We start from the raw sequence: 25,729 nt of genomic DNA, 5'->3' as shown, positions 1-25,729 counted from the left end.
CGCAGCCATGACCGAAGCTCCAACCCAGAGTGGTGTGCGCCTCAGCCGACGGGGCGTTGAACGACTCGATCTTCTGCTCCTCACCGCCGAGGCCCTCGACCTGAATGGGGGTGAGGCAATGCTGTGGACCAGTTATCAGCTGGGGCTTCAAGCGCAATTCCCCAATCGCGTCGAGCTTTGGAAGCGTCGTTGCCATAACCCCCTTCGGCGCATCACCCGCCGTGATCAGCTTGATCCCGCTGATGCGGAATCACTGATCGCCCTGGTCTGCGCCATGGCCGAAAGGCTCTATCCGATGCTGCATCAGCTTCTGTCGTCACGGGAGCCTGAGCAGTTGACCCGACAACGATGGGAGCTCCTGCGGGAACGACTCGGTGATCTGATCGAGGAGCGCATGAATCTCCGACGCGGTGCCGTCATGCGTCTGCTCGATCCAGCGAGCAATGCACCAACCCATCATCGTCTGGTCAGCACCCTGGCCCTGGTGGCCGGACATGGCGGCGTCGACCGGCTTCGGGCCTTCCTGTTGGATCCCACCCCCTGAACAGCCATGCTCAAAACCGTTCACCGTTACGAACAGACAGCAGCTCGCCTCGTGGTGGAGGGGTATCCGGATCTATCCGCTGGACAGGACGGTGACACCATCGGCATCCTCTCGGCCTGGAAGCTTCAACTGGTGGGTGCGCCGGAGCTCGAGGGCACCCGCGACCACCTTGAAGCAATGATGGCTGCGGTGATGCCCTATGCCCGACACCAGCTCTCCGGCGTGGGTGGTCGATTCGGCGCCGAACAGAGCTTTGTCGGCATTGAGGCTGTGAACGGCAAACACCAGCTTCAGCTGCGCAGCAGTCGCGAGGGGGTCCAGCCCCTGCAACTTCTCCTGGATGATGCGGATCTAGCTGATCTGGTGCGCTGTCTTGATCGACTACGACTCGATGAAAAGGTCAAACTGCAATGGACCTTTCCAGAAGATCAACCGCTGGCACGCCGCGAGCTGGTGGAGCGGATCCCTCTTCAACGTCGATTGGGGCCGGCTGCCCTTGGGGGCCTGGTGCTGAGCCTGTCCGCCGCCCTCGCCCTGTTCCTGCCGCTGCCGCCACGGCCAGGAACAACCAACAGCGTTGACGTGAATGAAACAGGGTCCAGAATCGTCAACGATACGAAGTGATCTGAACCGGGATATGGGCGCCAGCTGGTCCGACTTGAGGCGACGTGTCGCCCGCATCGGAGCTTCCCTCGACGTGGTGGTTCGCAGTGATCCAGAAGTCTGCGGTCTGAGTGGTTCGGGCTATCACATCACCCTTCACCACAGCGGCTATGGAGACTGCACCGTTGGCAATCTCACCTTGATTGACTGTCCGAATGAGTTGGTGCTGGTCGAGTTCGAGCGCTGGATGAGGGGTGCTGGTTACACCCTTGTTCCATGACCAAACTCAGCCGTCCTCCCCAACGCAGTCAGCGAAGCGTGTTCCGTCGAAAACGCCGTCTTCCTGTGGGGATGGTGATTCGACAGCTGATTGTGATCTTGCTGTTGCTCGCTGGCGGCATCGGAATCGTTGTTCTGCTGCAGCGATGGCCCGAGCAAGTGGACCTGATGCTGCTGGTCAGCGAAGCGATCTCTGACCTGATCAGTGGCATCCAACTCCTGCTCAGCGCCATGTTGGGGCTCGGGGGAGTCGTGCTCATCGCCGCTTTGGTGATGCTCGCCGGGGTGCTGATGATCGCTGGCCTCTGGCGAATGCTCAGACTTCTGAAATTGCTGTTCTTTCCTCCTCCGCATCAGGGACGACGTTGACGGGGAGCGAGGGCTCGCTGCAGGTCCCAGAGTTCCTCCAGGGTCACATGGGCGTCGCGGTTGCGATCCAGTCCGTTGAAGTGGCGTTCAACCCAGGGCAGACGTGAGGCCTCCTGAAGGTTGAGCCGACGATCTGAATTGAGATCCGCTTTTCGAAAGCGATGCGTCAGCCGTTGTCCACGCACGGTGCCCCGCCGGGTTCGTACGTCCTCCAGCAGCAAAAAATGTCGTCCCGCCTTACGTTTCAGCTGGCGCTGCAGGGCTGGACGGCCATCCAGCTCCTGACGCTCAAGCCTGCCGTTGCCATTGGAATCCAGCCGCAGAAACAACGACTCCATACGCTGGTTGTAAGCCCGCATCGCCCCCTGGTCGGGCCAGGCCACCCCAGGGACCAGCAACAGATTCAACGCTGCACCAGCGATGAGAACAGGGAGCTTCATGGATCTCAGCCTATGAAGCTTTGGAGACGTTGCCGATGACTCAGGCATGTCTATCGCCCTTGAAGCTGTGACTGGATACGCCTGGAGCAAGACACAACCAAGAGGGATTCATACCGTTCAGAGAGACGATGCCACGCATGTCAAAGACGTCGATGGTCTGGGTGGTGGATGACGACCCGGAGCTGCGCAAGATGGTGGGGACTTATCTGATCGATCAGGGGTACGACGTTCGCTGCCTTTGCGATGTCAAGCAGTTGGAGGCGCGTCTGGAATGTCAGCGACCGGACCTCCTTGTTCTGGACGTGATGCTCCCCGGCGACGATGGCCTGACGGCACTGCGGCGACTCCGGGATGCCGGCGATGACCTGCCCGTGGTGATGCTGACGGCGCGTGGGGAGGCGGTGGATCGCATCATCGGCTTGGAGCAGGGCGCCGATGACTACCTGGGCAAGCCCTTTCTGCCGCGGGAACTGACCGCGCGAATCGATGCGGTGCTACGGCGGCGCATGGCCGTAACAGCGGGAACGCCTGTTCAGGGTGGAGAACAGGTGAGTTTTGGCGAAACCGTCCTGGACCTGTCCGCCCGAACGTTGATGAAAGGCGGCAGCACGGAAATGATCACCAGCGGTGAATTCAGCCTGCTGGCGGCCTTTGTTCAGCACCCCCACCGGCCTCTGTCCAGGGAGCGTTTGATCGAGCTGGCCCGGGGCCCCGGCAGTGACACCGACAGCCGGAGCATGGATGTGCAGGTGTCTAGAGTTCGAAAGCTGGTGGAACCCGATCCCTCCCGTCCCCGCTACATCCAGACGGTCTGGGGCTATGGCTACGTCTTCGTGCCGGACGGAACCCCCCGCTCTCGCTGAGATGTCCCGTTTTGTCTCGTTGAGACCGCTGATGCTTCAGATCAGCGCCTGGAGCTCCGTGCTGCTTGGCAGCTGGTTGCTCTGTCTCATGCTGATGCAGCTGCTGTTCGGACGGGAACTGAACCGACTCCAGACCTTGCAACTGGGCCGGGATCTTGCACTCAACATCCGCCTGACGGAGCTCACCCTTGAGCGTTACCCACCGTCTCTGATCAAGGAGTTCACAGGGTTGGATCTGGTCATCGCCGGACAGCCCCCAGGATCGGAGCAGAAGGCGCTTCCCAATGATCACCGACGGAGGGAGTTGCGACAGGAGCTCTGCTCACGGCTCTCCCACTGCCCGATGCTGCTGCCGGCAACCTCCGGCGGGACGGCAGGCATTCAGCAGGGGGGGCAGCAGATCTGGATCGAATTGATCTCACCGCTGGAGCCGGTCTGGCTGCGAAGCGAAATACCTGCCACACGCCGCTGGCCGCCCGACCCGATGCTGATGGTGATTGCCCTGGTGGGGGCCGTGATCCTGACGGGTGTTGTGTATCTGCTCAAGGAGGTTGAACAGCCTCTGCGTGGACTGGAAAAGGCCCTGGCCCGTGTCAGTGAGGGCAATGAGCCTTCTGCCCTGCCAGCACAAGGTGCCCCCGAGGTGCAACGCATCACCCGACGGTTCAATTCCATGGTTCAGCGGCTGGCTGCCAACCGCCGGGAGCGGGCAACAATGCTGGCCGGCATCGCTCACGACCTGAGGGCTCCGATCACACGCCTGCAGTTCCGTCTGGCTCTGCCAAGCCTTGACGCCAACGAGCGGGATCGATCTCGCCATGATCTGGAGTCCCTGGAACGCATCACCGGTCAGTTCCTGCTCTACGCCGGCGGTGGAGAGCGGGAGTCGCCAGTGCTTTGTCCCTTGGATCTGTGGCTGGCAGAAGTGGTGGCCAGCTATCCGAGCGAGCAACTGCAGCTGGAACCATCAGCGGTTCAGGCCCGCATCCGTCCCGTGGCCCTCGGCAGAGCTGTCAGCAACCTGATCGACAATGCCTTCACCTATGGCAGACCACCGGTGGTGATCCGCCTTTTGAAGCACAGGAACCGGATCAGCCTCGAAGTCTGGGATCAGGGATCAGGGGTTCCGAAGGAACAGTGGAACCGTGCCCTGCAACCGTTCCAGCGACTCGATGACGCCCGCGGCCAGCAGGGTCATTGCGGTCTCGGTCTGGCGATCGTGAACCATGTGATGCAGCACCACGGCGGAACAGTGACCTTCCGCACAGGAACAAGCAACCCAGGCCGATTTGCTGTGGTGCTGAACCTGCCTGAAGAGGGGCTGGGCGACGAAGAATTATTCAGAAATCCTGATCTCGAAACAACCTCTTAAAGAAGCGCTGCCAAAACGAATTTGATCGTTTTCTGGCTGATGAGCAAGAACCACAAGCACGACATCGCTTCGGTGCTCGACGCTCTTGACCACAGCGATGGTGACGTTGATCACCCTCAGGAGATTCTGGTGGAACTGCAGGAGGGTTTTTCCAGCGATCACAAGCGCCTGGAGAAGAAGACCTACGAAAAAGAGTTGGCGAAGCTGCAATCCGAGCTCGTCAAGATGCAGTACTGGATCAAGGCCACGGGATTCCGCATGATCATCCTGTTTGAAGGGCGGGATGCTGCGGGTAAGGGCGGATCGATCAAACGCCTCACAGAACCGATGAATCCTCGGGGATGCCGCGTTGTCGCCCTGGGGACGCCGTCTGATCAACAGAAAACCCAGTGGTATTTCCAGCGCTACGTGGAGCACTTCCCCAGCGCCGGTGAAATCGTGGTCTTTGACCGCAGCTGGTACAACCGGGCCGGTGTGGAACGGGTGATGGGGTTTGCCACCGAGGAACAGGTGGAGCAGTTCTACGTCGCCTGCCCTCAGTTCGAGCGCATTTTGGTGCAGGACGGAATTCTGCTGCTCAAATATTGGTTCTCCATCAATGATGAAGAGCAGGAGCAACGTTTCCAGTCGAGGATTGATTGCGAGGAACGACGTTGGAAGCTGAGCCCGATGGATATTGAGTCCCGAAACCGCTGGGTGGAATATTCCAAAGCGAAGGACATCATGTTCTCCAAAACGCATATCCCTGAGGCCCCTTGGTTCACAGTTGAAGCCAACGACAAGCGTCGGGCACGTCTCAATTGCCTGCGTCATGTGCTGAGCAAGGTTCCCTATGAAGACATGACACCTCCCCCCATCGACATGCCACCCCGTCCAGAGCAGGGGGACTACAAACGCCCTCCGTTCAACGAACAATTCTTCGTTCCCAACAACTACCCTTACAAAGACTGAGGGAAACACTCAGCCAAGGCTCAGGACTTGAGCGATTCAAAGCGGTGATTTTCAGGAGCAACGCTTTAGGATCACTTTGTTCGATGGGAAAGGATGACGTCCTTGCTGAGTGAGTTTGACCCAATCACGGGTCAACTTGTGATCCTGGAGGGATCCACATCGGTTCCAGCAGGGCACTTCGAACGAAATCTGGAGATCAAACAGGCTGTCCTGCCCGACACACTCCTGACGATCGAAGACCAAGGGTTTGCCTACACATCAAATCTGGAAGAGATTGACTTCGGGAATTCACTTGTCAGCCTTGGCAAAGAATCGTTCTTTGCAACCTTCAGCCTCAAAAATCTCACCATTCCCGACTCCGTCGAGGAGATTGGTGACTATGCATTTCAATACGGACGTTCACTGAACTCAATCACCATTGGTGATTCGGTCACCTCCATTGGCAAGCGAGCTTTCTCGAACGGCAATGTTCTGAACAAGCTGGTGCTAGGTGATTCTCTTCGAGAGATTGGAGAAAGGGCATTTTATGCCTGCCCTGAACTTGAAGTGGTCAGCTTCCCGAATTCACTTCGTATCATCGGGGCCAGCGCCTTTGAGGGTTGTTCAAAGCTTGCGCGAATCTCGATCCCTGATTCAACGACATATCTTGGCGAGAATGCTTTTGCGAATACCGCAATCACAGAAGTTAGGCTCCCCGATCAATTTCGAAAGAACCCTCCCATCCATGCGTTTGACGAGGATGTCGCCTTCATCTTTGAAGAACCAATCGAAACTTTCTCTCATGAGTTAACCGAGAGCGGCTGGACCGCAGCGGATCAATCCGGTCTCTGGACGCAACAAGCCGATGTGATCGACCCAGAACAAGGAAGCCCCGCGGAGAATGGTTCATTACCAGGAGCACAACAGTAAAAACATTGCGTGGCAGTGATTCACTCACGTTCAGCAACTCCGAAGGAACAGCTTTAACGGTTGATGGGTCACTGCTCATGGGCAAAGGAAAAGATCAGATTGAAGCCATTGCAAGTGAATCTCACCAAGCGCTTCACAACCATGGAGTGATCAAGCTGGGGAAAGGATCTGACAAGCTGAATGTTCTTGCTGGAGGACTGGATGGCACCGGCAAGATCAAACTCGGCAATGGCAAAGAAGTCTTCCTGGGATTCGGCAATCAATCCCTTGTCCACGGGGGCAAGGGATCAGACACCCTGAGGCTCCCCCCTGGACTCTATGAATTTGAACAGATCAAAGGGGTGACCCACATGACGAAGGACGGCGCAGCCATGACCATCAAAGGATTTGAAACCGTTGCCCCGGTTGAAATGGGTTACCCAGACCCAGCATCAACGATCAGCATCAACAACCTGGATGAATCGGGCGGACTACTGGTTTCAGAGCGCGACGTGCAACTCAGTACAACTGCTGCAATCGATCCTGGCTGACTGCAACCCGTTTTTTCAGGCGTCGTCCCACTTGGCTTTCCCGTCCAAGAGATCCATCAGCTCCTGGAGTTTTGCATTTGTGGCCCGCACATCAGCCGGGTCAGGCATCGTGCTTTCCTCTGCCACCACCGCGTAGTGGTCGCGACACATGTTGCGCAGCTCCTGCAGGCGCTTCTTGACGATGTCTTTCTTCTCAGCAGCAGTTGCCACAGGGCCCAGCCATGAACTCATCACCATTTTGCTTGATGGCGTGGATCAGAAGAACTGCCACGGTCCGGATTCATCCAGACCAGCAGGAGGAGAGTTCAGATCAGCAGGCTCACTGGTGGTCACACGCCATGAGGGCACGCGAGCGTCCCGATAGCCCGGATGCTGAATCAGAACTCCTGGCTCAGCGTCCGTGGTGGCCTGAAATCCACCAACCCAGCGGCTGGCTTCATTCAGACCGCCACGGAACCAGACCCAGCAGCGTTCTTTGCGCATGGGGCCAGTTTGCCGTCAATTCAAGGATGCGGGCAGGCGGCACCCCAGATTAACGTTGCCGGTATCGATGAGCCGACCGAGGCGGAGTGCCGAGGCCACCTCCTCCCGACTGAAGCGGTGCTGATGGGAGGCCACCCAGTCGACCTCGTCCTGAGTGATCACACCACTGCTCAGGGAGGTGAGGAGAACTTCGCCGAGGGTCATGAGAAGAGATGTAACAGAGTTGTTACATTGTGGCCCGTTCAGCCCTTGAGCCGCGAGCGCAACCCACGTAATCTTCTTGACCAATGCCAGAAAACAAGATTTTGCTTGGAAACTGGCAAGTTCTGATGCGGTGTGTGGCCAGCGGTTTATTCCTGCTCGCCCATGGCTTGCTTGTGCTGGAGCACATTGCTCTTGGCACAGCACTTCATGGCATTGCCGAACTGTTCCTGGCCCCTTGGGCGATCCGTCATCGCGCCTGGGACATCATCGTGATTGGACTGATCTTCTGCGTGTTCGACCTCTGGGGCACGATCCGTCTGGTGAGCTTCGCCTGATCCAGCTGGGCTCAGCGATGAAGCTGCTGCGCCCAGAACCCCACCAGTTGCCAGGACGACCAGAGGAACATCGCCAGGAACAACCAGTTCAACCAGCCAGGACGTCGATCGTTTTCGAACACGAGGACGAGGATCGGGAGGACATACCGGCACGGCCGGCTCGCTTCAGATCATGCATCCCTTCCAACTGATTGTGAACCGCCGCCAACGTCTTCCGAACATCCTTCAAGGATCGCTTGGCATCAATCAAGAGACGGCAGATCGCAACTGATTCGAAATTCCTCAGCCTTCACTCACGGATCTCAAGGCTCTCCGTCGTTTGAATCTTCCATCAGGTCCCAAGGCCGCTGCAGCCCTTTTGGCGCAGACCAAACACCTCGTCGAGATGCTCTGGCCTCGGCCTCGATGGTGTCGTAGGCAAGGTCATCACATCGGCCCAAGAACCCATCCCAGGCGAACACCGCGCCGCGTTGGACCAGGTCGGCACCAAGGTCCCGACCGTTGATCAAGAAACGATCCACAAGACGACCGTAAACATCCCTCGCCCTGAGTTCAAAACCACCCTCAACCCCAGGACGAACCAGCTCCTGCATGACCGCAAAAGCCTGAGAAGACCAAGGCTGCTGTTGGCTGCGGGGGGCTTGCAAGCATGCCAAACGAAGCGTTCGGCCCTGACCGTTGATTTCAATCAACAGCTGCTGTCCGTTATGCACACTCAGAACCTTCGCTCTTTCCTGGGCCAAGGCAGGGCACTGCAGCAGCAGACTGTAAAAGCAAGCAGCTGCGATGGACCGTTTCAAGAGACAGTCCTCAGGGGAGCAGGAAGCCGCAGGCTGCTCAACCAGGCCAACAGCACAAGCAGTGACGATGTCCACAGGCAAGCCTGCATGCCACCGGATTCGGTGCGACCGAGCATGAACACTGCCCCCGACAGCAGGGTCCCGATCAGACGTCCCGCAGCGTTGGCCATGTAATAGAAACCCACGTTGAGGCTGACACTCTCGGCATCGGTGTAGGCAAGCACCATGTAGGAGTGGATGGAGGAGTTCATCGCGAACACCACCCCGAATGCCGCCAAGCCAGCGGTAATGGCAATGGCAACGTTGGCATCACGCCAGAGCGCGACTCCGATCAAAGCGGGAATGGCGGTGAGCAGAGCACTCCAGAACTGCACGGCCGCGACCCCAGGTGAAGAGGTCTGCCCCCAGAGTCGTCGCAGGGCAGGAGCCGACCCCTGCACGATGCCGTAACCGATGACCCAGGTGCCCATGAAGGCACCCACCTGCTCGAAGTTCCAGCCCAGGGAAGCCTCCAGGAACACAGGTAGTGCCACCACGAACCAGACATCACGGGCACCGAACAGGAAGAAGCGGGCCAGAGAGAGTTTGTTGATGCCCTCGGACTTGGAGAACAGGGATGAGAAAGCCGGCTTGGACTTCATTTTTCCGATCTCACCCGGCAGCACCAGTGTCAGCAGGAAGGCCAGGGCAAGACCGGCAGCCATCCAGCCCACGGCCGCATTGAATCCAAACAGCGTCAGCAGAACACCGCCCAGGAAGAAGCCGACGCCCTTGAGCGCGTTCTTCGATCCGGTGAGGATCGCCACCCATTTGAACAGCTGTTTCTGACCCTGCTGTTCATCGTCTGGCGTTTCCGGCACCACCGTCTTGATAGCGCTCTTGGCACTCATCTTGTTGAGGTCCTTGGCGATCCCACTGATGGCCTGGGCCACCATCACGTAAACCACGCTCAGCAGCTTCGGCCAGCTGGCTGCGACAGGAATCAGCATCACCAGCGACAGGATCTGCAGCAACGTGCCCACCCAGAGGGTGAGCCGGAGGCCGTAGCGCGCACCGATCCACCCCCCGTAGAGGTTGGTGACCACCCCGAAGAATTCGTAGAAGAGAAAAAGGAATGCAATCTCGAGGGTGGTGTAGCCGAGTTGGTGGAAATGGAACACCACCAGCATTCGCAGGGCACCATCGGTGAGCGTGAACGCCCAGTAGTTGGCGGTGACGATGCCGTACTGCTGAAGAGCGGAGAGCTTCACGCGTCCAGCCCCACCACGTGGCAGGTGATATCTGCCATGCGGCAGCTGTAGCCCCACTCGTTGTCGTACCAGGCGAACACCTTCAGCTGGTTGTCATCCACGACCATCGTCGACAGGGCATCGATGATCGAGCTGCGGTTGTCGTTGGTGTAATCGCAGGACACCAACGGGCGCTCTTCATAGCCCAGGATTCCTTTTAACGGCCCCTCTGAAGCGGCCTTGAACGCAGCATTCACCTGTTCCACCGTGACGCTTTGATTGAGCTCGAACACGGCATCGGTGAGAGAGCCGTTCAACAGAGGCACGCGTACGGCATGACCATTGAGCTTGCCCTTAAGCTCAGGGAAAATCATCGCGATTGCCTTGGCCGAGCCGGTGGTGGTTGGGATCAGTGAGGTGAGTCCGGAACGGGCTCGGCGCAGATCACTCTTGAAGGCATCGATCGGCACCTGGGTGTTGGTGATGTCGTGAATGGTGGTGATCATTCCGTGCTCAATGCCGAAGCTCTCGTGCACCACCTTCACCACCGGTGCCAGGCAGTTGGTGGTGCATGAAGCGGCTGTCACCAACTTGTGCCGCGCCGGCTCATACAGGTGATGGTTGATGCCGTAGACGATGTTGAGGGCCTCTTCACCAGCCACCTCACCCTTCACGGGACAGGCCACCACCACCCGCTTGAGGCCCAGCTGATCGAAATAGGGATTGAGGGTTTCCGGCGTCTTGATCTTGCCGCTGGCCTCGAGCACCATCTCCACACCCCGATCGGTCCAGGGCACAGCGGTGGGATCCTTTTGACTGGACCAGGTGAGCTGGGATCCCTCAACGCTGAATCCATCGGCGCTGCTGGTGATGCTTCGATCCCAGCGACCGTGGACGGAATCGAACTCCAACAGGTGGGCCGCCGTGGCCGCGTCGCCCGCGGGATCATTGACGTGCACCAGTTCGATGCCAGGTCTGCCCCAGAGGGCCCTGAACACCAGACGACCAATCCGTCCAAAGCCGTTGATGCCAATCCGCATGGCTGCCTCGCAATCAATCAAATTATGTTGATCCAAACAGGTCGAGGGAAGCAGCTCCTGTGATTCAGAACACCCTCAGCACCGACCAGTCCAGGCAAATGCTCAAGGCCTTGGCCGACCCGATTCGCCTCGAGGTGATCCATGCTCTGGCGAATGGGGAACGCTGCGTGTGTGATCTGACCACAGATCTCAACCTCTCCCAATCCAAGCTCTCCTTTCACCTCAGGGTGCTGCGCGAGGCGGGGCTGCTGGCAGATCGCCAAAGCGGTCGCTGGATCTATTACCGGTTGGAACCCCATGCCCTGTCCGCACTCGAACAGTGGCTGGCCAACCTGCGCGGTTGCTGCACGCAACCAGCTTCACCCTGTTCCGAGTGAGCCGTATCCATGGATCAGCGCTTGTTCTTCCCTGCCACGGAGCGCAACCGAGAGCCGATCGGGGATCTGCTCGAAAGGATGCTGCCGGCGCGTGGGGTAGTGCTCGAACTTGCGAGCGGCAGCGGGGAACATGCGGTGGCGTTCCAGCAACGCTTCCCAGGACTGCGTTGGCAGGCAAGCGATCCAAACCCCGATCACCGCGCCAGCATCAACAGCTGGATCCGCCATGCCGGATTGGATCACGTCATGCCCCATGCCCTTGAACTGGATGTCGAGCAACGACCATGGAGCCTCCCCAGCCATGTCACTGACGATCTGAAGACCATGGTGTGCATCAATCTGCTGCACATCAGCCCACCCACCTGCACGGAAGCGCTCTTAATGGAAGCCTGCGAGCGGCTCCCGGAGGATGGATTGCTGATCATCTACGGACCGTTTTGCCGCAACGGGCGTCAGACCAGTGCCAGCAATGCCGCCTTCGACGTCTCGTTACGACAACGCAACCCCCTCTGGGGGCTGCGGGATCTGCAATGGATTGACTCCCTGCTGGGACCTCTCCCCATGGACACCATCGGCTGTCATGAGATGCCTGCAAACAACAACACTCTGGTGCTCAAAAGAAGCTGAGGATGTTGCCAATCCTTGGCACGTCCCACAGAATCACCCAAAGTTTTCGAGTCTGGCTTGAACCTGACTAATCTTCTAATCCACGTTCTGGTTGGGTTCGCTATCACCCTGGTGGTGTCTTTTCTGCTGCGAAACGTCTTCCCGAGGTTCACTCGAAAAACGCCTGGCGATTTCGATGATTTCGTCCTTCGTGCACTCTCTGATTCCGTTCTTCCGTTCGGAATCATTGTTGTTCTCATCCTGGTCCAGGACGACCTCGGCCTACCCAATGACATCAAACGGGCCTACGACGTTCTGTTGCGAATCTTTGGCACGGTCGTGCTCGTCCGTTTTGCCAATCGGGTTGGACTTCGCTTTATCGAGGGCATTTCCCAGCGGGCAGGAGATGACCTCCAGCAACTGTTCATCAGCCTGAAGCCCCTCATCAAGGCATTGGTCTGGATGATCGGTGCGCTGGTGCTCTTTCAGAGCCTTGGTGTCAAACTTGCCGCCATCTGGGCACTGCTCAGTGCTGGTGGCATCGGTATTGGCTTGGCCCTGAAAGATCCTGCCCAGGAATTGTTCGCCTATCTGATGATCCTGCTGGACAAGCCGTTCACGGTAGGTCAGTTCATCAATGCGGGTTCCACCTGGGCCACGGTGGAACGCATCGGCGTCCGCTCGACACATCTGCGCAGTTTGAGAGGGGAAATCGTGGTCATGAACAACTCAGCGCTGACCAACACGACAATCCTGAATTTCGCCGACATGAGCAGCCGGCGAATGATCTACTCACTCGGCGTCACTTACGACACCACAGTGGATCAGATGAAAGCCATCCCATCCATGATTGAAGAGGTGATCAATGGGGTTGACAACACAAATTTCAGCCGCTGCCACTTCACCGAATTCGGCGACTCCAGTCTCAATTTTGAGCTTGTGTATTACATCAATACAAGGGATTACACCACGGCTCTGAATGCGCAGCAGGCCATCAATCTGGGGATTATGGAAGCCTTCGCGCAGCAGGGCATCGAGTTTGCCTTCCCGAGCCAGACCCTTTACCTCGAAGGCGACACCCTTTCAGGCAAAGCATCCTGAGGATGATTCGAATGAGCCTGGTGCCACCACACCAGGCCCGCCGTCAGGGCCAGGCTGATCAGCACGGCTGCCCAGGGGACAGACCGTTGAAGCAGGGTCTGATTGCCAACGTCGCGAGCCAGTTGCTGCCGCCTCACCTTCAGAAAGCTGCTCTGCCGGCATCGTCGGCAGAGCAGCCTGCCGGCACCGGAACTTTTCAATTTGAAGCCGAGGCGACCCGGAATCTCCACAGCCGCACCACAACTGGAGCATGGAACGGTGAACACCGACATCGCCGAAACACGCGTCTTGTAACAAGTGTGGCCTGCACCGAATCCGGTGTTCTGATTCTTGATCCGGAACGGTCTGGCAGGATTTGAGCAGCCCTGCTGGTCACCGTGCCGCGTTACCAAGCCCGCGTCCTTGTGCGCCTGCGCCCCTCGGTGCTCGATCCTGCTGGTGAAGCCACCCGCGGAGCCGCTGAGCGCCTGGGGGTGGAGGGCATCAGCAAGCTGCGGATCGGAAAGGCCGTCGAGTTGGAACTGGACGCCCCTGATGCCGAAGAAGCGCGCCGCCGGCTGGAATTGCTGAGCGACCGCCTTCTGGCCAATCCAGTGATTGAAGACTGGTCTTTGGAGCTGCAGGACTCATGAGCATCGGCGTCCTTGTCTTTCCCGGCTCCAACTGCGACCGCGATGTGCAGTGGGCGACAGAAGGATGCCTCGGCATGCCCACCCGGAGGATCTGGCATGAGGAAACGGATCTGAGCGGCCTTGATGCCGTGGTGCTGCCCGGGGGCTTCAGCTATGGGGACTATCTCCGCTGCGGTGCGATTGCCCGCTTCGCCCCAGCCCTTCAGGCGCTGATCGGCTTCGCGGCAGCAGGGGGACGGATCCTGGGAATCTGCAACGGCTTCCAGGTGCTGACCGAGCTGGGACTGCTGCCGGGGGCCCTGACCCGCAACCGGGATCTTCATTTCATCTGTGAGGACGCACCGCTTCAGGTGGCCAGCTCCCGCACACCCTGGCTGCAGCACTACGGAACAGACACAGCGCTCACGCTGCCGATTGCCCACGGAGAAGGCCGCTATCAATGCTCGGAGGACACCTTCAAGCAACTGCAGGATGGCGATGCCATCGCCCTTCGCTATCAACACAATCCGAATGGCTCTGTTGGGGACATCGCCGGCATCACCAACGACGCCGGCAATGTGCTGGGGCTGATGCCCCATCCGGAGCGGGCCTGCGACCCTGCCACCGGCGGGACCGATGGTCGCGTCCTGCTTCAGGGCCTGCTGAGCTGAGATGCCGAACCGCCGCTCGCTGCTGATCTCAGGAGCGACGGCAGCCTTGGCAGCTCTGGCCTCCAACCGTGCCATCGCATCAGGCCCAGGCCGTGCTGCCTGGCCCAGACCTCTGAGGCGAGGAGCCCGACTGAGGGCCGTGAACCCTGGCACCTGGATGGATCCAGACAGGGATCTCACCCCCCTGCGCGAGCGCTGCCGCGCCGAGGGTTGGCTGCTGGACATCCCGACTGACGTCAAGGGGCAGTGGCGCTATTTCTCCGGCACGGATCGCGATCGCCGTGCAGCACTGCTGGAGGCCTGGCATGACCCTGGTGTGGATGCCGTCATCAGCCTCGGGGGAGGCTGGGGCAGCGCCAGGGTGCTGGAGTCAGGATTCCGTTTTCCACGGCGGCCGAAATGGAGCCTTGGCTTTTCCGATTCCAGCTCCCTGCTGCTCGCCCAGTGGGCTGCCGGCCTGCCGGGAGCGATCCATGGATCCAACGGCGGACCAGATGAGCAGTGGCGGCGCACGGTTGATCTGTTGTGTGGGCGCCCCGTGGAATCACTGGAGGGGATCGGCGTTCGCAGGGGTGTGGCCGAAGGACCTCTGGTGGTGACCAATCTCACCGTGGCAACGCACCTGATCGGCACCCCCTGGTTGCCATCACTGCAGGGAGCCATCCTTGTGCTCGAAGACGTGGGCGAAGCTCCTTACCGCATCGATCGGATGCTGACGCAATGGCGCAGCGCCGGGCTGCTCGACAACGTTGTTGGCATCGCTTGCGGACGCTTCAGCTGGGACGAGGACGACATTCTTCCGGGGGATTTCACGATGGAAGAAATCCTGGAGGAACGATTGGGAGATCTGGGCATCCCCCTCGCGCTCAATCTTCCTGTGGGCCATGGCCTGCCCAATCAGGCGCTGCCCCTCGGAGCCATGGGACGACTGGATGGTCGGAGGGGCTTGTTGGACCTGCTGCCTTGACACAAAAAAAGGGGCCCGAAGGGCCCCTTTGATGCTTGGATCGTGGTGATCAGGCAGCGACGGCAGCCTTGGGGTCGAGAGCGCCCTTGGCGTAGAGGCCGGCGTAGTAGTTGATGCTCTGCTGCTGGATCTTGCTGGCGTTGCCGGCGGCCCAGAACTGCTGGTAGCGGTCGAGGCAGACCTGCTTCATGTACTTGCGAGCAGGCTTGTTGAAGTGGCGGGGATCGAAGTTGGCGGGATCAGCCATGGCGGCTTCACGCACGGCAGCGGTGAAGGCCAGACGGTTGTCGGTGTCGATATTCACCTTGCGCACACCGTTGCGGATACCTTCCTGAATCTCTTCGACGGGAACGCCGTAGGTCTCGGGGATGGCACCACCGTGCTTGTTGATCATCTCCAGCCACTCCTGGGGTACGGAGGAGGAACCGTGCATCACCAGGTGGGTGTTGGGCAGGGCTTTGTGGATCTCAGCGATGCGGCTGATGGCCAGCACTTCACCGGTGGGCTTGCGGGTGAACTTGTAAGCGCCATGGCTGGTGCCGATGGCGATGGCCAGGGCGTCGCACTTGGTCTTGGCGACGAAATCAGCTGCTTCAGCTGGATCGGTCAGCAGCATGTCCTTGGACAGCTCGCCCTCGAAACCGTGGCCGTCCTCGGCTTCACCCTTGCCGGTTTCCAGGGAACCCAGGCAGCCCAGCTCGCCTTCCACACTCACGCCCACGGAGTGGGCGAAGTCCACCACCTGCTTGGTGACGGCAACGTTGTAGTCGTAGCTGGCGGGAGTCTTGGCGTCGGCCTCCAGAGAGCCATCCATCATCACGGAGGTGAAGCCGTTGATGGCAGCGGAGTAACAGGTGGAAGGCTCGTTGCCGTGGTCCTGGTGCATCACCACGGGGATGTGGGGATAGGTCTCGGTGGCGGCCAGGATCAGGTGACGCAGGAAGATCTCACCGGCGTAGTTGCGGGCGCCGCGGGAGGCCTGCAGGATCACGGGGCTGTCGGTCTCGTCAGCCGCTTCCATGATGGCCTGCACCTGCTCCAGGTTGTTCACATTGAACGCAGGGATGCCGTAGCCGTTCTCAGCAGCGTGGTCGAGCAGAAGCCGAAGCGGAACGAGCGCCATGGTGAAATCCTCGAAGGGTTAGGTCGTCTAGGACGAATCGCGGCGATATTACCCCGCGTTACGCAACTTCAGCGGCAGTCAGGGTGGCTCGATCAGATGCCAATCGGCTGGCCACACCCTCTGCCAGGCCCGGAATCATCGGTGTTCCAGAGCGAATGCTCTCGGCCCACCAGCTCTGCAACCTGGCCACCGGTGCGATCCGGCCATCGCTCCAGGTGTAGTCAAAGGTGAGATCGGAATCCGGCTCGATCCGTTGGGGAGCCTCACCAGCCCGGGTGCAATGGAGTTCAAATCCGTGCACATAGTCCTTCTGATTGGCACTACCAAGCACAAGACTTCCTTCAGAGCCGTAAATCTCCAGCCAGCAGCCGCGCCCGTTGCGGGCGACCGACGCAAGGTTGATCTGGGCTGGAACCGACGCCTCAGCGCTCCCCTGCCACTGCAACCGGGCTTGGATCAGTGAAACGTCCTCCGCATCCACGGGTGCCAGCCCTCCCTCGTGAAGGGGACGCTCGCGAATGGAAATTCCATTGAGGGCGGACACCGACGCCACGGGACCCACCAGCCAGGCGAGCATGTCAAAAGCGTGGGTCCCGAGAGCACTGATCACGCCGCCCCCCTTGGACGCCTGCGAGTACCAGTTCCAGCCACGGCTGGGGTCCGCCCGGCTGCCCATCAGCCAGTCCAGCTTCACCAGCCATGGGGTCCCCACAGCACCGGCCTGCAGCAGACGTTTCGCCTGCATAAACAGAGGCACAGCCCGGTATTCGTAATTCACCGCCACCGAACGCCCCCGAGCGATCGCCAGGCGCTGCAATTCCTTGGCTTGATCCGCATGCAGCGCCACCGGCTTCTCCAGCAGCACATGCTTGCCAGCCTCCAGGGCGCGGCGGGCCAGCTCAAAGCGCGGTTCCGGCGGGGTGGCGATGATCACGGCCTCCACAACTGGATCGGCCAGCACCACATTCCAGTCATCGGAGCCCCGCAGACCATGAAGGTCGCAGGCTTCGTCCAACCGTTCCCGGCGTGGATGCCACAGCGCAACGGCGGATAAATCGGCATTGGCCTGAAGAGCTGGCAGGTGCACCTTCTCGCCAAAACCAAGGCCGGCGACAGCTACGCCGATCGGTTGAAGGCTCATGTCAGCTGTTCAGTGGTTCGCTGCAGACAGCATCGATCACCGAAGCGATCAACCCATCAGCACCGGCCGCCTGCCAATCCGCCTTGAACCGTGGAATGCCATTCACCTGTTTGTCGCGATACAGCTCCTGAGCGCAGTCCAGCTGCATCACATACAACTCTCCATTGGGCTGCTGACCATCGTCCGTGGCAGCCGGGGTGAATCGGCTGAGAACAGTGCGGAGACCGTCGCGATCGGCTCGAACGCTGCCACGATCCCACCATTGCAGACCGGCCTCGGTCGACGGAACTTCAACCCAGTCCACCGGGCCCGCCAATGCAGGCATCACCCAGCAAAGCTGCAGGGCCGTGAACAGGGCGACGAGAACGGCTTTCATGCGGTGGTGAGCTCCTTGGGCTTGCAACCATGCAGCCGCAACAGGCTGGCGAGGGTGCTGCGCAACTGGGTGCGCGGAACGATTGTGTCCACAAAACCGTGGTCCTGCAGATATTCAGCGGTCTGAAAGTTATCCGGAAGCTTCTCGCGCAGGGTCTGCTCGATCACGCGCCTTCCGGCAAAACCGATCAACGCCTTGGGCTCCGCCAGGATCAGATCGCCAAGCATGGCAAAACTGGCCGTCACGCCCCCTGTCGTTGGGTGCGTGAGCAGGGGCAGGTACAGCAACTCCGCTTCGCGGTGGCGCTCGAGGGCGCCGGAAATCTTCGCCATCTGCATCAGGCTGAGCATCCCCTCCTGCATGCGGGCACCACCCGAAGCACACACGATCAACAACGGCAGCCGCCGCGAGGTGGCCTCCTCCACGAGGCGTGTGATCTTCTCCCCCACCACGGATCCCATCGATCCACCCATGAAGCGGAAGTCCATCACCGCCAGCGCCAGATCCAACCCTTCAACGCGACAGAGGCCCGTGACGACCCCGTCCCGAAGCCCGGTGGCCGCCTGACTTTCCCGAAGGCGATCGGCATAGGCGCGACGGTCCTTGAAGGTCAGAGGGTCGGTCGGTTCCAACGCCTCATTCAGAGCGTGAAAGCTGCCCGGATCGACAATCAACGCGATGCGTTCCTCGCTATCAATGCGGTGGTGATGCCCGCAGCCTGCGCAGACGCTGGCATTGGCCTTCAGATCCTTGACGTAAACGACGAGGCCGCACTCGGGGCACTTGCTCCAGAGACCATCGCCATCCTCAGGTTCCTGGGTGATCTTTCCGGTGGACTGACCCTTGCGGCGGTCAGCGAACCAGTCGAATAGAGACACACGAGCCGCCCGTTTCCACCATTAAAAACCCAGCAGCTGCTGCCACTGCTCCCACCACCAGTCAGCACCCCTGAGCCACACCAGCCAGATCCCCAGTGCGATGAAGGGTCCGAAGGCAAACGCCTGACGCGGCTGCAGCCGTCCGGTGACCCGACCCAGGCTTCCCACCAAGGCCCCGCTCAACGTGGCCAGAGCCATGGCGGCTGCAATGCCGGCAGCACCGAGCCAGGCGCCACCGAGAGCCGCCAGCTTGGCGTCCCCCAAGCCCAGGGCCGATTGCCCCAGCAGCCGTTCAGCCATTCCGCTGAGTCCCTCGAGCAGCACCAGAGCCATCGCAGCTGCCACGAGGTGGTCAGCCAAAACAGGCCAACCGGCGCCTGCACTGCACAGAAGGCCGATCACCAGGCCCCATCGACACAGCGGCTCCGGCAACCAGAGGTGATCAAGGTCGATGAGCACCAGGGGCAGCAGCAGAGCCACCAGCACCTGACCGGCCCATGGACCCCAGGGTTCCGGCAGACCACCACCGGCCTGCACCGACAGGGCACTGAGCCAGAGCAGGGCACTCACCAACTCCACAGCCGGATAGCGCCAGCTGATGCCGGAGCCGCAGTCACGGCATCGCCCCCGAAGAAGCAGCCACCCCAGCACCGGCAGATTGTCGTGCCATCGGATGGCATGGCCGCAGTGGGGGCAGTGGCTGCCGGGATAAACCACCGACTCCTGCCGAGGCAGACGCCAGACCACCACGTTGGTGAAACTGCCGATGCAGGCTCCGAACAGGGCCACCATGAGCAACTTCATCCCTTCCATCGACGTCTCCCGCGTGTGCTTCGGCCCCGGATCAGCTCCAGCTCAATGAATTCCTCCTCCGGCAGAAGAACCGGCAGTTCAAACACAACCCGGCCGCCGGGCTGCCCTGGCGCCAGAACCACCCCAAGAGGATCCCGTGCGCCGGTGGCTTCGGACAGATGGGAGAAGTAAACCCCTCGCGCCGCCTGAATCAAGGCACGGCTGTCAATGCGATCCCAGCGTGGTGAAGCGGGCACTCCTGCGGCACCACGGATCTCGAAGGAGGGCATTGAAGAGGAAATGGGCCCACCTGATTGCTCAGATGAGCCCACCTTAGGGATCAAATTGTCAACCGATCGGAATCAACCCAGGTTCTTCTTCTCTTCGATCATGCGGTGAATGATCGGCGTGAGGATCAGTTCCATCGCAAAGCCCATCTTGCCGCCGTTCACCACAATGCTGGTGGGGCTGGACATGAAGGAGTCGTGGATCATGTTCAACAAGTAGTTGAAATCGATCCCCCACTTCTCACGGGCTCCCTTACGGAAATGGATGATGACGAAGCTTTCATCCGGCGTTGGGATGTTGCGGCAGATGAAAGGGTTGGAGGTGTCCACGGTGGGGACACGCTGGAAGTTGATGTCGGTTTCGCCGAACTGCGGGCAGATGTGATTGATGTAATCCGGCATGCGGCGCAGGATCGTATCGACGATTGCCTCGGCGGAATAACCGCGCTCGGCGTTATCGCGGTGGATTTTCTGGATCCACTCCAGGTTGGTGATCGGCACGACACCGACCAGGAGATCGGCGAGGGACGCCACGTCGTAGCCCTCACCCTTCACACCGCCATGAAGGCCTTCGTAGAAGAGCAGGTCAGTCCCTGAGGGAATGTCCTCCCATGGCGTGAACTGACCCGGGCCGAGGTCAACGCCGAGACGGGAGTTGTGCTCAGCAGCCTCTTCGGCGCTGTGGAGGTAGTAACGCTTCTGACCGGCACCGGTTTCACCGTAGGTGCGGAACAGCTCTTCGAGTTTGTCGAACAGGTTGGCTTCCGGGCCGAAATGGGAGAAGTTCTCACCACGGGCCAGGGCATCCGCCATGGCCTGTTTCATCGGCATCCGCTCATAGCGGTGGTAGCTATCGCCCTCCACCACAGCCGGAGTGATGCCTTCACGCGCAAAGATGTGCTCGAAGGCGCGCTTGACGGTGCTGGTTCCAGCTCCGGAGGAACCGGTGACAGCGACGACCGGGTGACGCTTCGACATCAGCGCAGGGACAACGGGCTCGGCGAGTTTGCCAGATCACGGACCGATTTCACCAATACAACCTCAGAGAGCCTTCAACAACGCCTCACCCATGGCGCGGCATCCCAGCAACGTGCAGCTATCCGCCATCAGATCTCCGGTGCGGAAGCCAGCCGCCAACACCTTGTCCACAGCTGCCTCAAGATCATCGGCAGCCTTGCTCAGCTTGAGGCCGGTCCGGAGCATCATCGCGGCCGACAGCACCATGGCCATGGGATTGGCCTTGTCCTGGCCAGCGATGTCCGGTGCGGAGCCGTGCACCGGCTCGAACAGGCCAGGGCCATCGCTGCCCAGGGAGGCCGACGGAAGCATGCCGATCGAGCCCGTGAGCATGGCCGCCTCATCACTGAGGATGTCTCCGAAGAGGTTGCCTGTGAGCAACACATCGAACTGACGGGGACTGCGCACCAGTTGCATCGCCGCGTTGTCCACGTACATGTGGCTCACAGCCACATCGCCGTAGGTCGGGGCCATCGCATCCACCCTGTCCCGCCACAGCTGGCTCACATCCAGCACATTGGCCTTGTCCACGGAGCAGAGGTCGCCGCGACGCTCCCGGGCCAGCTCAAAGGCCACCTTGGCGATGCGATCCACCTCGGTTGAGGAATAGGTCATCGTGTTGAAGCCACGCTCTTCACCGTCGGCCTCGATCCGCCCCTTCGGCTGCCCGAAGTAGATCCCTCCGGTGAGTTCACGCACCACCATCAGATCCACCCCCTCGATCACCTCGGGCCGCAGGCTGCTGGCCCCGATCAATGCGGGCACGATCTTCACCGGCCGCAGGTTGGCAAACAGACGCATGCCAGACCTCAGCCCGAGCAAACCGGTCTCAGGCCGTTTGTCGCGAGACAGGTTGTCGAAACGAGGGCTGCCGATCGCCGCCAGAAGAACGGCATCAGCACCCCTGCAGGCCTCAAGCGTGCTGGCGGGCAGGGGCTCACCAGTGGCATCGATGGCACTGCCGCCGATCAGCTGCTCTTCGAAACTCAGCTGGAACCCGTGACGCTCGCTCACCGCCTCCAGCAACTGGCGGGCCACAGCGGTGATCTCAGGGCCAATGCCATCGCCGGGAAGCAGGACGACGCGGTGCTGGGCCATGTCGATGCAGTGGGGAAGGTCGATCGCTGAGATTACTGAGGGGTGTTGCGTTTGAGCTCCCGAACGGTCCGCGCCAGCTCAGGCAGCTTGCTGAAGGCGGCGGAACAGCGCAGCCAGAGGCGATTGGGGATGGCGGGATAACCACTCACCACCTCACCGGCCGCCACCTCACCGTGGATGCCGGACTTGGAACTGGCGATGGCCCGGTCCCCAACAACCGCTCGGTTCGCAACTCCCACCTGGCCGGCAAGGATCACACCATGGCCTATGCGGGCACCGCCGGCGATGCCCACCTGGGCCGCGAAGGCACAGCCGCGGCCGGTGCTCACGCCATGACCGATCTGAACCAGATTGTCGATTTTGGTTCCGGCTCCGATCCGGGTCTCCCCCACTGAGGGACGGTCAATCGTGCTGCCGCAGCCGACCTCCACCCCGTCCTCCAGCACCACCAGCCCCGTCTGCGGCATCTTGCGCCACCCCTTGGCCGTGGGGACAAAACCGAATCCTTCGGACCCAACTACAGCATTGGAATTCACCACGCATCGCCGCCCCAGGCGACTGCCGGGGTGCAGCACGGCGTTGGCATGGAGTTCACAACCGTCACCGATTACCACGTCGTCGTAGATCACAACCCCGGGATGAACGATGCAGTCCGCTCCAACACGACTGCCGGCACCGATGCAAACGCGGGCGGCGATCGCGGTACCGGGGCCCACCACGGCCCGCGCATCGATCACGGCCGTGGGGTGAATCTCAGCCTGCGGGCGCATGCGGGGATGCAGACAATCGAGGGCTTCAGCGAAGGCCAAACGAGGGTCGGACACCACAGCAAAGGCGATCTTCTGCTGAGAGGCGAGGTCGATCAGATCCTGCTGATCGGGCAACAGCAACGCCCCAACAGCGCTGTCGCTCAGAGCTGAGGACAACGCATTGCCAGGCTCAAGAAAACTCAGCTGATCGTTCGTAGCCTGATCCAGGGCAGCGGCACCGGACAGCACTGGATCCTGACCAGGCTGACTCCAGAGCAATCCCGACTCACCAGACTGCAGGGCCTTGATCAAGCTGCTGAAACGCATGATGTCGCTGGGCGGCGGCCGGATCGTAGGCGCGCTCAGCGGCTGTGAAGCACCAAGGCGTCCCGATGCACCACCACTGGGGATGGGCCGGGTGCTGGGGGCGCATCAAGAGCCCTCCGAACAGCTGCGCTGGAGAGCAGGCAAAGGCCTCGTCCCAGCTCCCAGCCATCGGGACCATGCAATCGGACGGGCTGATTGGCGGGGAATTCCCCATCCACAGCGGAGATCCCGACCATTAAGAGGGACGCACCGCGCCGATGCAACGCATCACAGGCCCCGGAATCCAGCGTCAGGGTCCCCTGGGGCTGCAGAGCATGGGCCAGCCAACTGCGCCTGTTGCCCAACGGTTCCGGATGGGGATGAAACACCGTGCCTCCGCGCTCCCCCTGCAACAGCGCACTGAGGCGGGTGGGATCCCGCCCGTCCGCGAGGTGCACCGTGATGCCGCTGGCGGTGGCGATCCGAGCCGCCGCCAGTTTGGTGGTCATGCCACCGCGGCCCCAACGCCCACCATCTCCGGCAACGGCTTCGAGGGCATCCAGCTCCCGCGGATGATGCACATCAGAGATCGGGCGGGCATCCGCCACAAGGCGAGGATCCGCCGAATAGAGACGGTCCACATCGGTGAGCAGGATCAGCTGATCAGCATCGACGGCCGCGGCCACGAGGGCAGACAGGGTGTCGTTGTCTCCGAAGCGGAGCTCAGCCGGGGAAATGGCGTCGTTTTCATTGACCACCGGCAACACACCCCACTGCAACAGCTGTTTCAACGTTCCGGAGGCGTTCTGGTATCGCCGCCGGTCAGCCAGATCCGAGCGGGTCACGAGGATCTGCGCCACAGCGATGCCATGGCTTGCCAACGCCCGCTCGTACAGAGCCATGAGCTGGCCCTGGCCGGTGGCCGCCGCCGCCTGCAGGGCGACAACGGTCTCTGGCCTCTGGGGAAGCTGAAGCCGCTGACAACCGAGACCGACGGCTCCGCTGCTGACCAGAACGACCCGATCACCCCGGGCAAAGGCAGCGGCGATACCGGTGGCGAAGCCATCAATCGTTGCAGCGGTGTCTCCCCGCAGCAAACTCGTGCCCAACTTCACCACCCACAGCGTCATGCCGTGGGGGCCCCCATCCAACCGGCGAAACGACGCTCCAACCGTTGCACCCGGTCATGGGGACAGGGCGAACCATCCACGGCGATCGGTCGCACCAACACGGTGTAGAGACCAAGTCGATTGCCGCACCAGACGTCGGTGAACAGGCGATCACCGATCATCGCGATCTTCTCGGGGGGAAGATCAAGCTCCTCGATGACACGTCGCAGGGCACCCCGTCGGGGTTTCCTGGCCCCGCAGGTGAAGCTCACACCGATTTGGTCAGCCACCGCTGCAATCCGCACCCTGGATGGGTTGTTGCTGAACAGGTGCAGCGACAGGCGACGTTTGGCATCCGTGAGCCAGGCCAGGACCGGATCGGGCAGGGTCACATCGCGCCCGGGCAGCAGGGTCCGATCCACGTCAAGCACGGCAGCGGCAAGACCCTGAGACAGCAGATGGGGCAGGGAGAGATGGGCAATGGTCAAGCCCGGATCCCAGCTGGGCTGCAATCGATGCTGAGGGCTCACTCCGGCCATTCCCTGTCCTCAAGTTCCGCTTCCAGGCGCGGCTGAATCCGATCGAAATCCTCTCCCTCCACCAATTCCGCCTGGCCATCGACCATGCGGGCCACAACAAAAAACGGGTCGAGCGGAATGTAAAGGCCGTATTCCTGCTCCTCGACCATGAAGCTCACCAGCAGCTCAAAGGTCTCCGAGTCCTCGTCGCCGTCTTCCTCATCATCGTCATCCAGATCATCGGGATCCGGTTCATCCAGTTCACCGCTCACGGTGAGGGTCACCGCAGAACGAACGAGGGTGAGGTCATGCTCCTGCAGCACCACGTCGGCAACCGAAAGGATCGGTTCGCTGCTGTTGAGGGCGATGATCGGCTCCGGATCGGCATCATCCTGGAGACGGAACAGCGACACCGGCGTATCAACCGGCGTCAGCAGGACGTAGTCGTTGCCATCCAGAGGAATCAACTGCTCCAGGAAGCAGAGCAGGTCACGGCCATCCCCGTCGCGCACCAGAACGGTTGGAACGTCACCACTGCCGGATGCGGAGTCACGCATGGACGCTGGAAACACTGCGCTCAGGATCCACCATCGGAATGCTCGATGCCCGCGCTGTCCCCGAATGACTGGACCGGTTTGAGCTCCGGCCCCTCCTGCAGCCACTGTTCCAGCAACAGCGCTGCAGCTGCACTGTCCAGCCGACCACTGCGATCTCCCGTCAGCCCATGGCGCTCCCCCGCCGCCCAGGTGCTGCAGTGCTCGTTCACCCAGGCCAGGGGCAACTGCAACGCCTCGGCGAGACGTGTGCCGTAACGACGGCAATGCTCCGCCTGGGATGTGGGCTGACCGGTCGCATCCAAAGGCAGCCCCACCACCAGACCCTGAACCCGACGGTCCTTGCAGAGCTGTTGAAGCATGACCAGATCTGCATCGAAGCGCCCCCGATGCAAAGCCGTCAGCGGAGTGACGGTGATGCCAAGCGGATCGCATCCGGCCAGGCCGATGCGCCGACGTCCCACATCCAGACTCAGCACCGAACAGGGGCGAGACAC

Annotated in this window: 38 protein-coding genes; 17 read left to right on the top strand and 21 right to left on the bottom strand. The window is 60.7% G+C overall.

All coding sequences use genetic code 11. The features are described from left to right. The first annotated feature begins 7 nt into the window (after positions 1-7). Genes SynA1528_RS03995 through SynA1528_RS03980 form a run of 4 tightly spaced genes read left to right on the top strand, consistent with a single transcriptional unit; the run spans position 8 to position 1,795 of the window. Positions 8-544, top strand: a complete 537-nt coding sequence (locus SynA1528_RS03995; RefSeq protein WP_186587801.1) for a DUF3038 domain-containing protein — start codon at positions 8-10, stop codon at positions 542-544. A 6-nt stretch (positions 545-550) separates the two neighbouring features. Beyond that, positions 551-1,168 carry a DUF4335 domain-containing protein gene (locus tag SynA1528_RS03990; RefSeq protein ID WP_186587800.1) on the top strand — a complete coding sequence of 206 codons (618 nt, stop codon included), beginning with the start codon at positions 551-553 and terminating at the stop codon, positions 1,166-1,168. Between the two features lie 13 nt (positions 1,169-1,181). Continuing rightward, a complete protein-coding gene (locus tag SynA1528_RS03985) occupies positions 1,182-1,427 on the top strand; it encodes a hypothetical protein (protein WP_186587799.1) in 246 nt (81 codons plus the stop codon). Beyond that, complete coding sequence (locus tag SynA1528_RS03980; RefSeq protein WP_186587798.1) at positions 1,424-1,795, top strand: hypothetical protein; 372 nt, start codon at positions 1,424-1,426, stop codon at positions 1,793-1,795. The genes SynA1528_RS03985 and SynA1528_RS03980 overlap by 4 nt, the downstream gene beginning before the upstream one ends. Here the strand turns inward: SynA1528_RS03980 and SynA1528_RS03975 are convergent. Next, the gene (locus SynA1528_RS03975) at positions 1,780-2,235 is read right to left on the bottom strand and encodes an EF-hand domain-containing protein (RefSeq protein WP_186587797.1); all 456 of its coding nucleotides are present in this window, start codon (positions 2,233-2,235) and stop codon (positions 1,780-1,782) included. The genes SynA1528_RS03980 and SynA1528_RS03975 overlap by 16 nt on opposite strands. A gap of 137 nt (positions 2,236-2,372) precedes the next feature. Here SynA1528_RS03975 and SynA1528_RS03970 point away from each other — a divergent pair, with 137 nt between their 5' ends. The 5 genes from SynA1528_RS03970 (at position 2,373) to SynA1528_RS03950 (ending at position 6,860) form a co-directional block, all read left to right on the top strand. Beyond that, complete coding sequence (locus tag SynA1528_RS03970; protein WP_186588265.1) at positions 2,373-3,098, top strand: response regulator; 726 nt, start codon at positions 2,373-2,375, stop codon at positions 3,096-3,098. A 1-nt stretch (position 3,099) separates the two neighbouring features. After that, positions 3,100-4,470: an ATP-binding protein gene (locus SynA1528_RS03965; protein WP_186587796.1), complete on the top strand. Its 1,371-nt coding sequence runs from the start codon at positions 3,100-3,102 to the stop codon at positions 4,468-4,470. Positions 4,471-4,509: 39 nt separating this feature from the next. Continuing rightward, positions 4,510-5,421 carry a polyphosphate kinase 2 gene (gene ppk2, locus SynA1528_RS03960; protein WP_186587795.1) on the top strand — a complete coding sequence of 304 codons (912 nt, stop codon included), beginning with the start codon at positions 4,510-4,512 and terminating at the stop codon, positions 5,419-5,421. A gap of 93 nt (positions 5,422-5,514) precedes the next feature. Further along, positions 5,515-6,330, top strand: a complete 816-nt coding sequence (locus SynA1528_RS03955; protein ID WP_186587794.1) for a leucine-rich repeat domain-containing protein — start codon at positions 5,515-5,517, stop codon at positions 6,328-6,330. A 77-nt stretch (positions 6,331-6,407) separates the two neighbouring features. Beyond that, entirely contained in the window at positions 6,408-6,860 is a 453-nt protein-coding gene (locus SynA1528_RS03950; protein WP_186587793.1) for a hypothetical protein, read from the top strand. 15 nt (positions 6,861-6,875) lie between these two features. Here the strand turns inward: SynA1528_RS03950 and SynA1528_RS03945 are convergent, their stop codons facing one another. Genes SynA1528_RS03945 through SynA1528_RS03935 form a run of 3 tightly spaced genes read right to left on the bottom strand, consistent with a single transcriptional unit; the run spans position 6,876 to position 7,547 of the window. Next, a complete protein-coding gene (locus SynA1528_RS03945; RefSeq protein ID WP_502707727.1) occupies positions 6,876-7,091 on the bottom strand; it encodes a DUF8635 family protein in 216 nt (71 codons plus the stop codon). Between the two features lie 24 nt (positions 7,092-7,115). After that, on the bottom strand, positions 7,116-7,343 hold the full coding sequence (locus SynA1528_RS03940; RefSeq protein ID WP_186587792.1) for a hypothetical protein: 228 nt from the start codon (positions 7,341-7,343) through the stop codon (positions 7,116-7,118). A 15-nt stretch (positions 7,344-7,358) separates the two neighbouring features. Then, positions 7,359-7,547, bottom strand: a complete 189-nt coding sequence (locus tag SynA1528_RS03935; protein WP_186587791.1) for a PM-15 family protein — start codon at positions 7,545-7,547, stop codon at positions 7,359-7,361. 125 nt (positions 7,548-7,672) lie between these two features. On the opposite strand from SynA1528_RS03935, the gene SynA1528_RS03930 reads away from it, so the two are divergent. Beyond that, complete coding sequence (locus tag SynA1528_RS03930; protein WP_042504215.1) at positions 7,673-7,882, top strand: DUF8641 family protein; 210 nt, start codon at positions 7,673-7,675, stop codon at positions 7,880-7,882. A gap of 302 nt (positions 7,883-8,184) precedes the next feature. Here the strand turns inward: SynA1528_RS03930 and SynA1528_RS03925 are convergent, their stop codons facing one another. The 3 genes from SynA1528_RS03925 to SynA1528_RS03915 all read right to left on the bottom strand — a co-directional run bounded on the left by SynA1528_RS03925 (position 8,185) and on the right by SynA1528_RS03915 (position 10,951). After that, complete coding sequence (locus SynA1528_RS03925) at positions 8,185-8,595, bottom strand: thermonuclease family protein (RefSeq protein ID WP_286187942.1); 411 nt, start codon at positions 8,593-8,595, stop codon at positions 8,185-8,187. 83 nt (positions 8,596-8,678) lie between these two features. Then, positions 8,679-9,932: an organoarsenical effux MFS transporter ArsJ gene (gene arsJ / locus SynA1528_RS03920; protein ID WP_186587790.1), complete on the bottom strand. Its 1,254-nt coding sequence runs from the start codon at positions 9,930-9,932 to the stop codon at positions 8,679-8,681. Continuing rightward, complete coding sequence (locus SynA1528_RS03915; RefSeq protein WP_186587789.1) at positions 9,929-10,951, bottom strand: ArsJ-associated glyceraldehyde-3-phosphate dehydrogenase; 1,023 nt, start codon at positions 10,949-10,951, stop codon at positions 9,929-9,931. The genes arsJ and SynA1528_RS03915 overlap by 4 nt, the downstream gene beginning before the upstream one ends. Before the next feature lie 98 nt (positions 10,952-11,049). Between SynA1528_RS03915 and SynA1528_RS03910 the strand changes: the two genes are divergently transcribed. Together SynA1528_RS03910 and SynA1528_RS03905 are read left to right on the top strand one after the other, a co-directional pair. Next, on the top strand, positions 11,050-11,328 hold the full coding sequence (locus tag SynA1528_RS03910) for an ArsR/SmtB family transcription factor (RefSeq protein WP_186588263.1): 279 nt from the start codon (positions 11,050-11,052) through the stop codon (positions 11,326-11,328). Between the two features lie 9 nt (positions 11,329-11,337). Further along, complete coding sequence (locus tag SynA1528_RS03905) at positions 11,338-11,955, top strand: DUF938 domain-containing protein (RefSeq protein ID WP_186587788.1); 618 nt, start codon at positions 11,338-11,340, stop codon at positions 11,953-11,955. Between the two features lie 261 nt (positions 11,956-12,216). Here the strand turns inward: SynA1528_RS03905 and SynA1528_RS13205 are convergent, their stop codons facing one another. Next, on the bottom strand, positions 12,217-12,354 hold the full coding sequence (locus tag SynA1528_RS13205) for a hypothetical protein (protein ID WP_286187894.1): 138 nt from the start codon (positions 12,352-12,354) through the stop codon (positions 12,217-12,219). A gap of 42 nt (positions 12,355-12,396) precedes the next feature. Between SynA1528_RS13205 and SynA1528_RS13200 the strand changes: the two genes are divergently transcribed. From SynA1528_RS13200 to SynA1528_RS03880, 5 genes are read left to right on the top strand one after another with little or no spacing between them, the layout of a single operon-like run. Next, a complete protein-coding gene (locus tag SynA1528_RS13200; RefSeq protein WP_353616631.1) occupies positions 12,397-13,035 on the top strand; it encodes a mechanosensitive ion channel family protein in 639 nt (212 codons plus the stop codon). Positions 13,036-13,037: 2 nt separating this feature from the next. Further along, positions 13,038-13,394, top strand: a complete 357-nt coding sequence (locus tag SynA1528_RS03895; RefSeq protein WP_186587786.1) for a hypothetical protein — start codon at positions 13,038-13,040, stop codon at positions 13,392-13,394. Positions 13,395-13,412: 18 nt separating this feature from the next. Beyond that, positions 13,413-13,667 (top strand): phosphoribosylformylglycinamidine synthase subunit PurS, encoded by a 255-nt coding sequence (gene purS / locus SynA1528_RS03890; protein ID WP_186587785.1) that lies wholly within the window; start codon positions 13,413-13,415, stop codon positions 13,665-13,667. After that, complete coding sequence (gene purQ, locus SynA1528_RS03885) at positions 13,664-14,317, top strand: phosphoribosylformylglycinamidine synthase subunit PurQ (protein WP_186587784.1); 654 nt, start codon at positions 13,664-13,666, stop codon at positions 14,315-14,317. The genes purS and purQ overlap by 4 nt, the downstream gene beginning before the upstream one ends. 1 nt (position 14,318) lies before the next feature. Then, positions 14,319-15,284, top strand: a complete 966-nt coding sequence (locus SynA1528_RS03880; protein ID WP_186587783.1) for a S66 peptidase family protein — start codon at positions 14,319-14,321, stop codon at positions 15,282-15,284. A 49-nt stretch (positions 15,285-15,333) separates the two neighbouring features. Here SynA1528_RS03880 and fba read toward each other — a convergent pair whose 3' ends face one another. From fba to ruvX, 13 genes are all read right to left on the bottom strand, one after another. Then, positions 15,334-16,407, bottom strand: coding sequence for a class II fructose-bisphosphate aldolase (gene fba, locus SynA1528_RS03875; RefSeq protein ID WP_186587782.1), 1,074 nt, complete (start codon positions 16,405-16,407; stop codon positions 15,334-15,336). Positions 16,408-16,465: 58 nt separating this feature from the next. Continuing rightward, positions 16,466-17,548, bottom strand: a complete 1,083-nt coding sequence (locus SynA1528_RS03870) for a Gfo/Idh/MocA family protein (RefSeq protein ID WP_186587781.1) — start codon at positions 17,546-17,548, stop codon at positions 16,466-16,468. Between the two features lies 1 nt (position 17,549). Continuing rightward, entirely contained in the window at positions 17,550-17,924 is a 375-nt protein-coding gene (locus SynA1528_RS03865; protein ID WP_186587780.1) for a hypothetical protein, read from the bottom strand. Then, positions 17,921-18,802 (bottom strand): acetyl-CoA carboxylase, carboxyltransferase subunit beta, encoded by an 882-nt coding sequence (gene accD / locus SynA1528_RS03860; protein WP_186587779.1) that lies wholly within the window; start codon positions 18,800-18,802, stop codon positions 17,921-17,923. Before accD ends, SynA1528_RS03865 begins: the two co-directional genes overlap by 4 nt. Positions 18,803-18,823: 21 nt before the next feature. Continuing rightward, on the bottom strand, positions 18,824-19,606 hold the full coding sequence (locus tag SynA1528_RS03855; protein ID WP_186587778.1) for a prepilin peptidase: 783 nt from the start codon (positions 19,604-19,606) through the stop codon (positions 18,824-18,826). Beyond that, complete coding sequence (locus tag SynA1528_RS03850; RefSeq protein ID WP_186587777.1) at positions 19,603-19,884, bottom strand: hypothetical protein; 282 nt, start codon at positions 19,882-19,884, stop codon at positions 19,603-19,605. The genes SynA1528_RS03855 and SynA1528_RS03850 overlap by 4 nt, the downstream gene beginning before the upstream one ends. Positions 19,885-19,956: 72 nt before the next feature. After that, entirely contained in the window at positions 19,957-20,859 is a 903-nt protein-coding gene (locus SynA1528_RS03845) for a phosphoribulokinase (protein ID WP_186587776.1), read from the bottom strand. A 63-nt stretch (positions 20,860-20,922) separates the two neighbouring features. Then, positions 20,923-21,996, bottom strand: coding sequence for a 3-isopropylmalate dehydrogenase (leuB, locus tag SynA1528_RS03840; RefSeq protein ID WP_186587775.1), 1,074 nt, complete (start codon positions 21,994-21,996; stop codon positions 20,923-20,925). 32 nt (positions 21,997-22,028) lie between these two features. Further along, positions 22,029-23,072 (bottom strand): UDP-3-O-(3-hydroxymyristoyl)glucosamine N-acyltransferase, encoded by a 1,044-nt coding sequence (gene lpxD, locus SynA1528_RS03835; protein WP_186587774.1) that lies wholly within the window; start codon positions 23,070-23,072, stop codon positions 22,029-22,031. A 35-nt stretch (positions 23,073-23,107) separates the two neighbouring features. Further along, complete coding sequence (gene proB, locus SynA1528_RS03830) at positions 23,108-24,181, bottom strand: glutamate 5-kinase (RefSeq protein WP_186587773.1); 1,074 nt, start codon at positions 24,179-24,181, stop codon at positions 23,108-23,110. After that, a complete protein-coding gene (locus tag SynA1528_RS03825; protein WP_186587772.1) occupies positions 24,178-24,699 on the bottom strand; it encodes a YqeG family HAD IIIA-type phosphatase in 522 nt (173 codons plus the stop codon). The genes proB and SynA1528_RS03825 overlap by 4 nt, the downstream gene beginning before the upstream one ends. After that, entirely contained in the window at positions 24,687-25,235 is a 549-nt protein-coding gene (locus tag SynA1528_RS03820) for a DUF3727 domain-containing protein (protein ID WP_186587771.1), read from the bottom strand. The genes SynA1528_RS03825 and SynA1528_RS03820 overlap by 13 nt, the downstream gene beginning before the upstream one ends. A gap of 20 nt (positions 25,236-25,255) precedes the next feature. Next, entirely contained in the window at positions 25,256-25,729 is a 474-nt protein-coding gene (ruvX, locus tag SynA1528_RS03815; protein ID WP_186587770.1) for a Holliday junction resolvase RuvX, read from the bottom strand.

The organism is Synechococcus sp. A15-28 (genome assembly GCF_014280175.1).
Lineage (GTDB): Bacteria > Cyanobacteriota > Cyanobacteriia > PCC-6307 > Cyanobiaceae > Parasynechococcus.
This window is presented reverse-complemented; position numbering and strand designations above follow the sequence as displayed.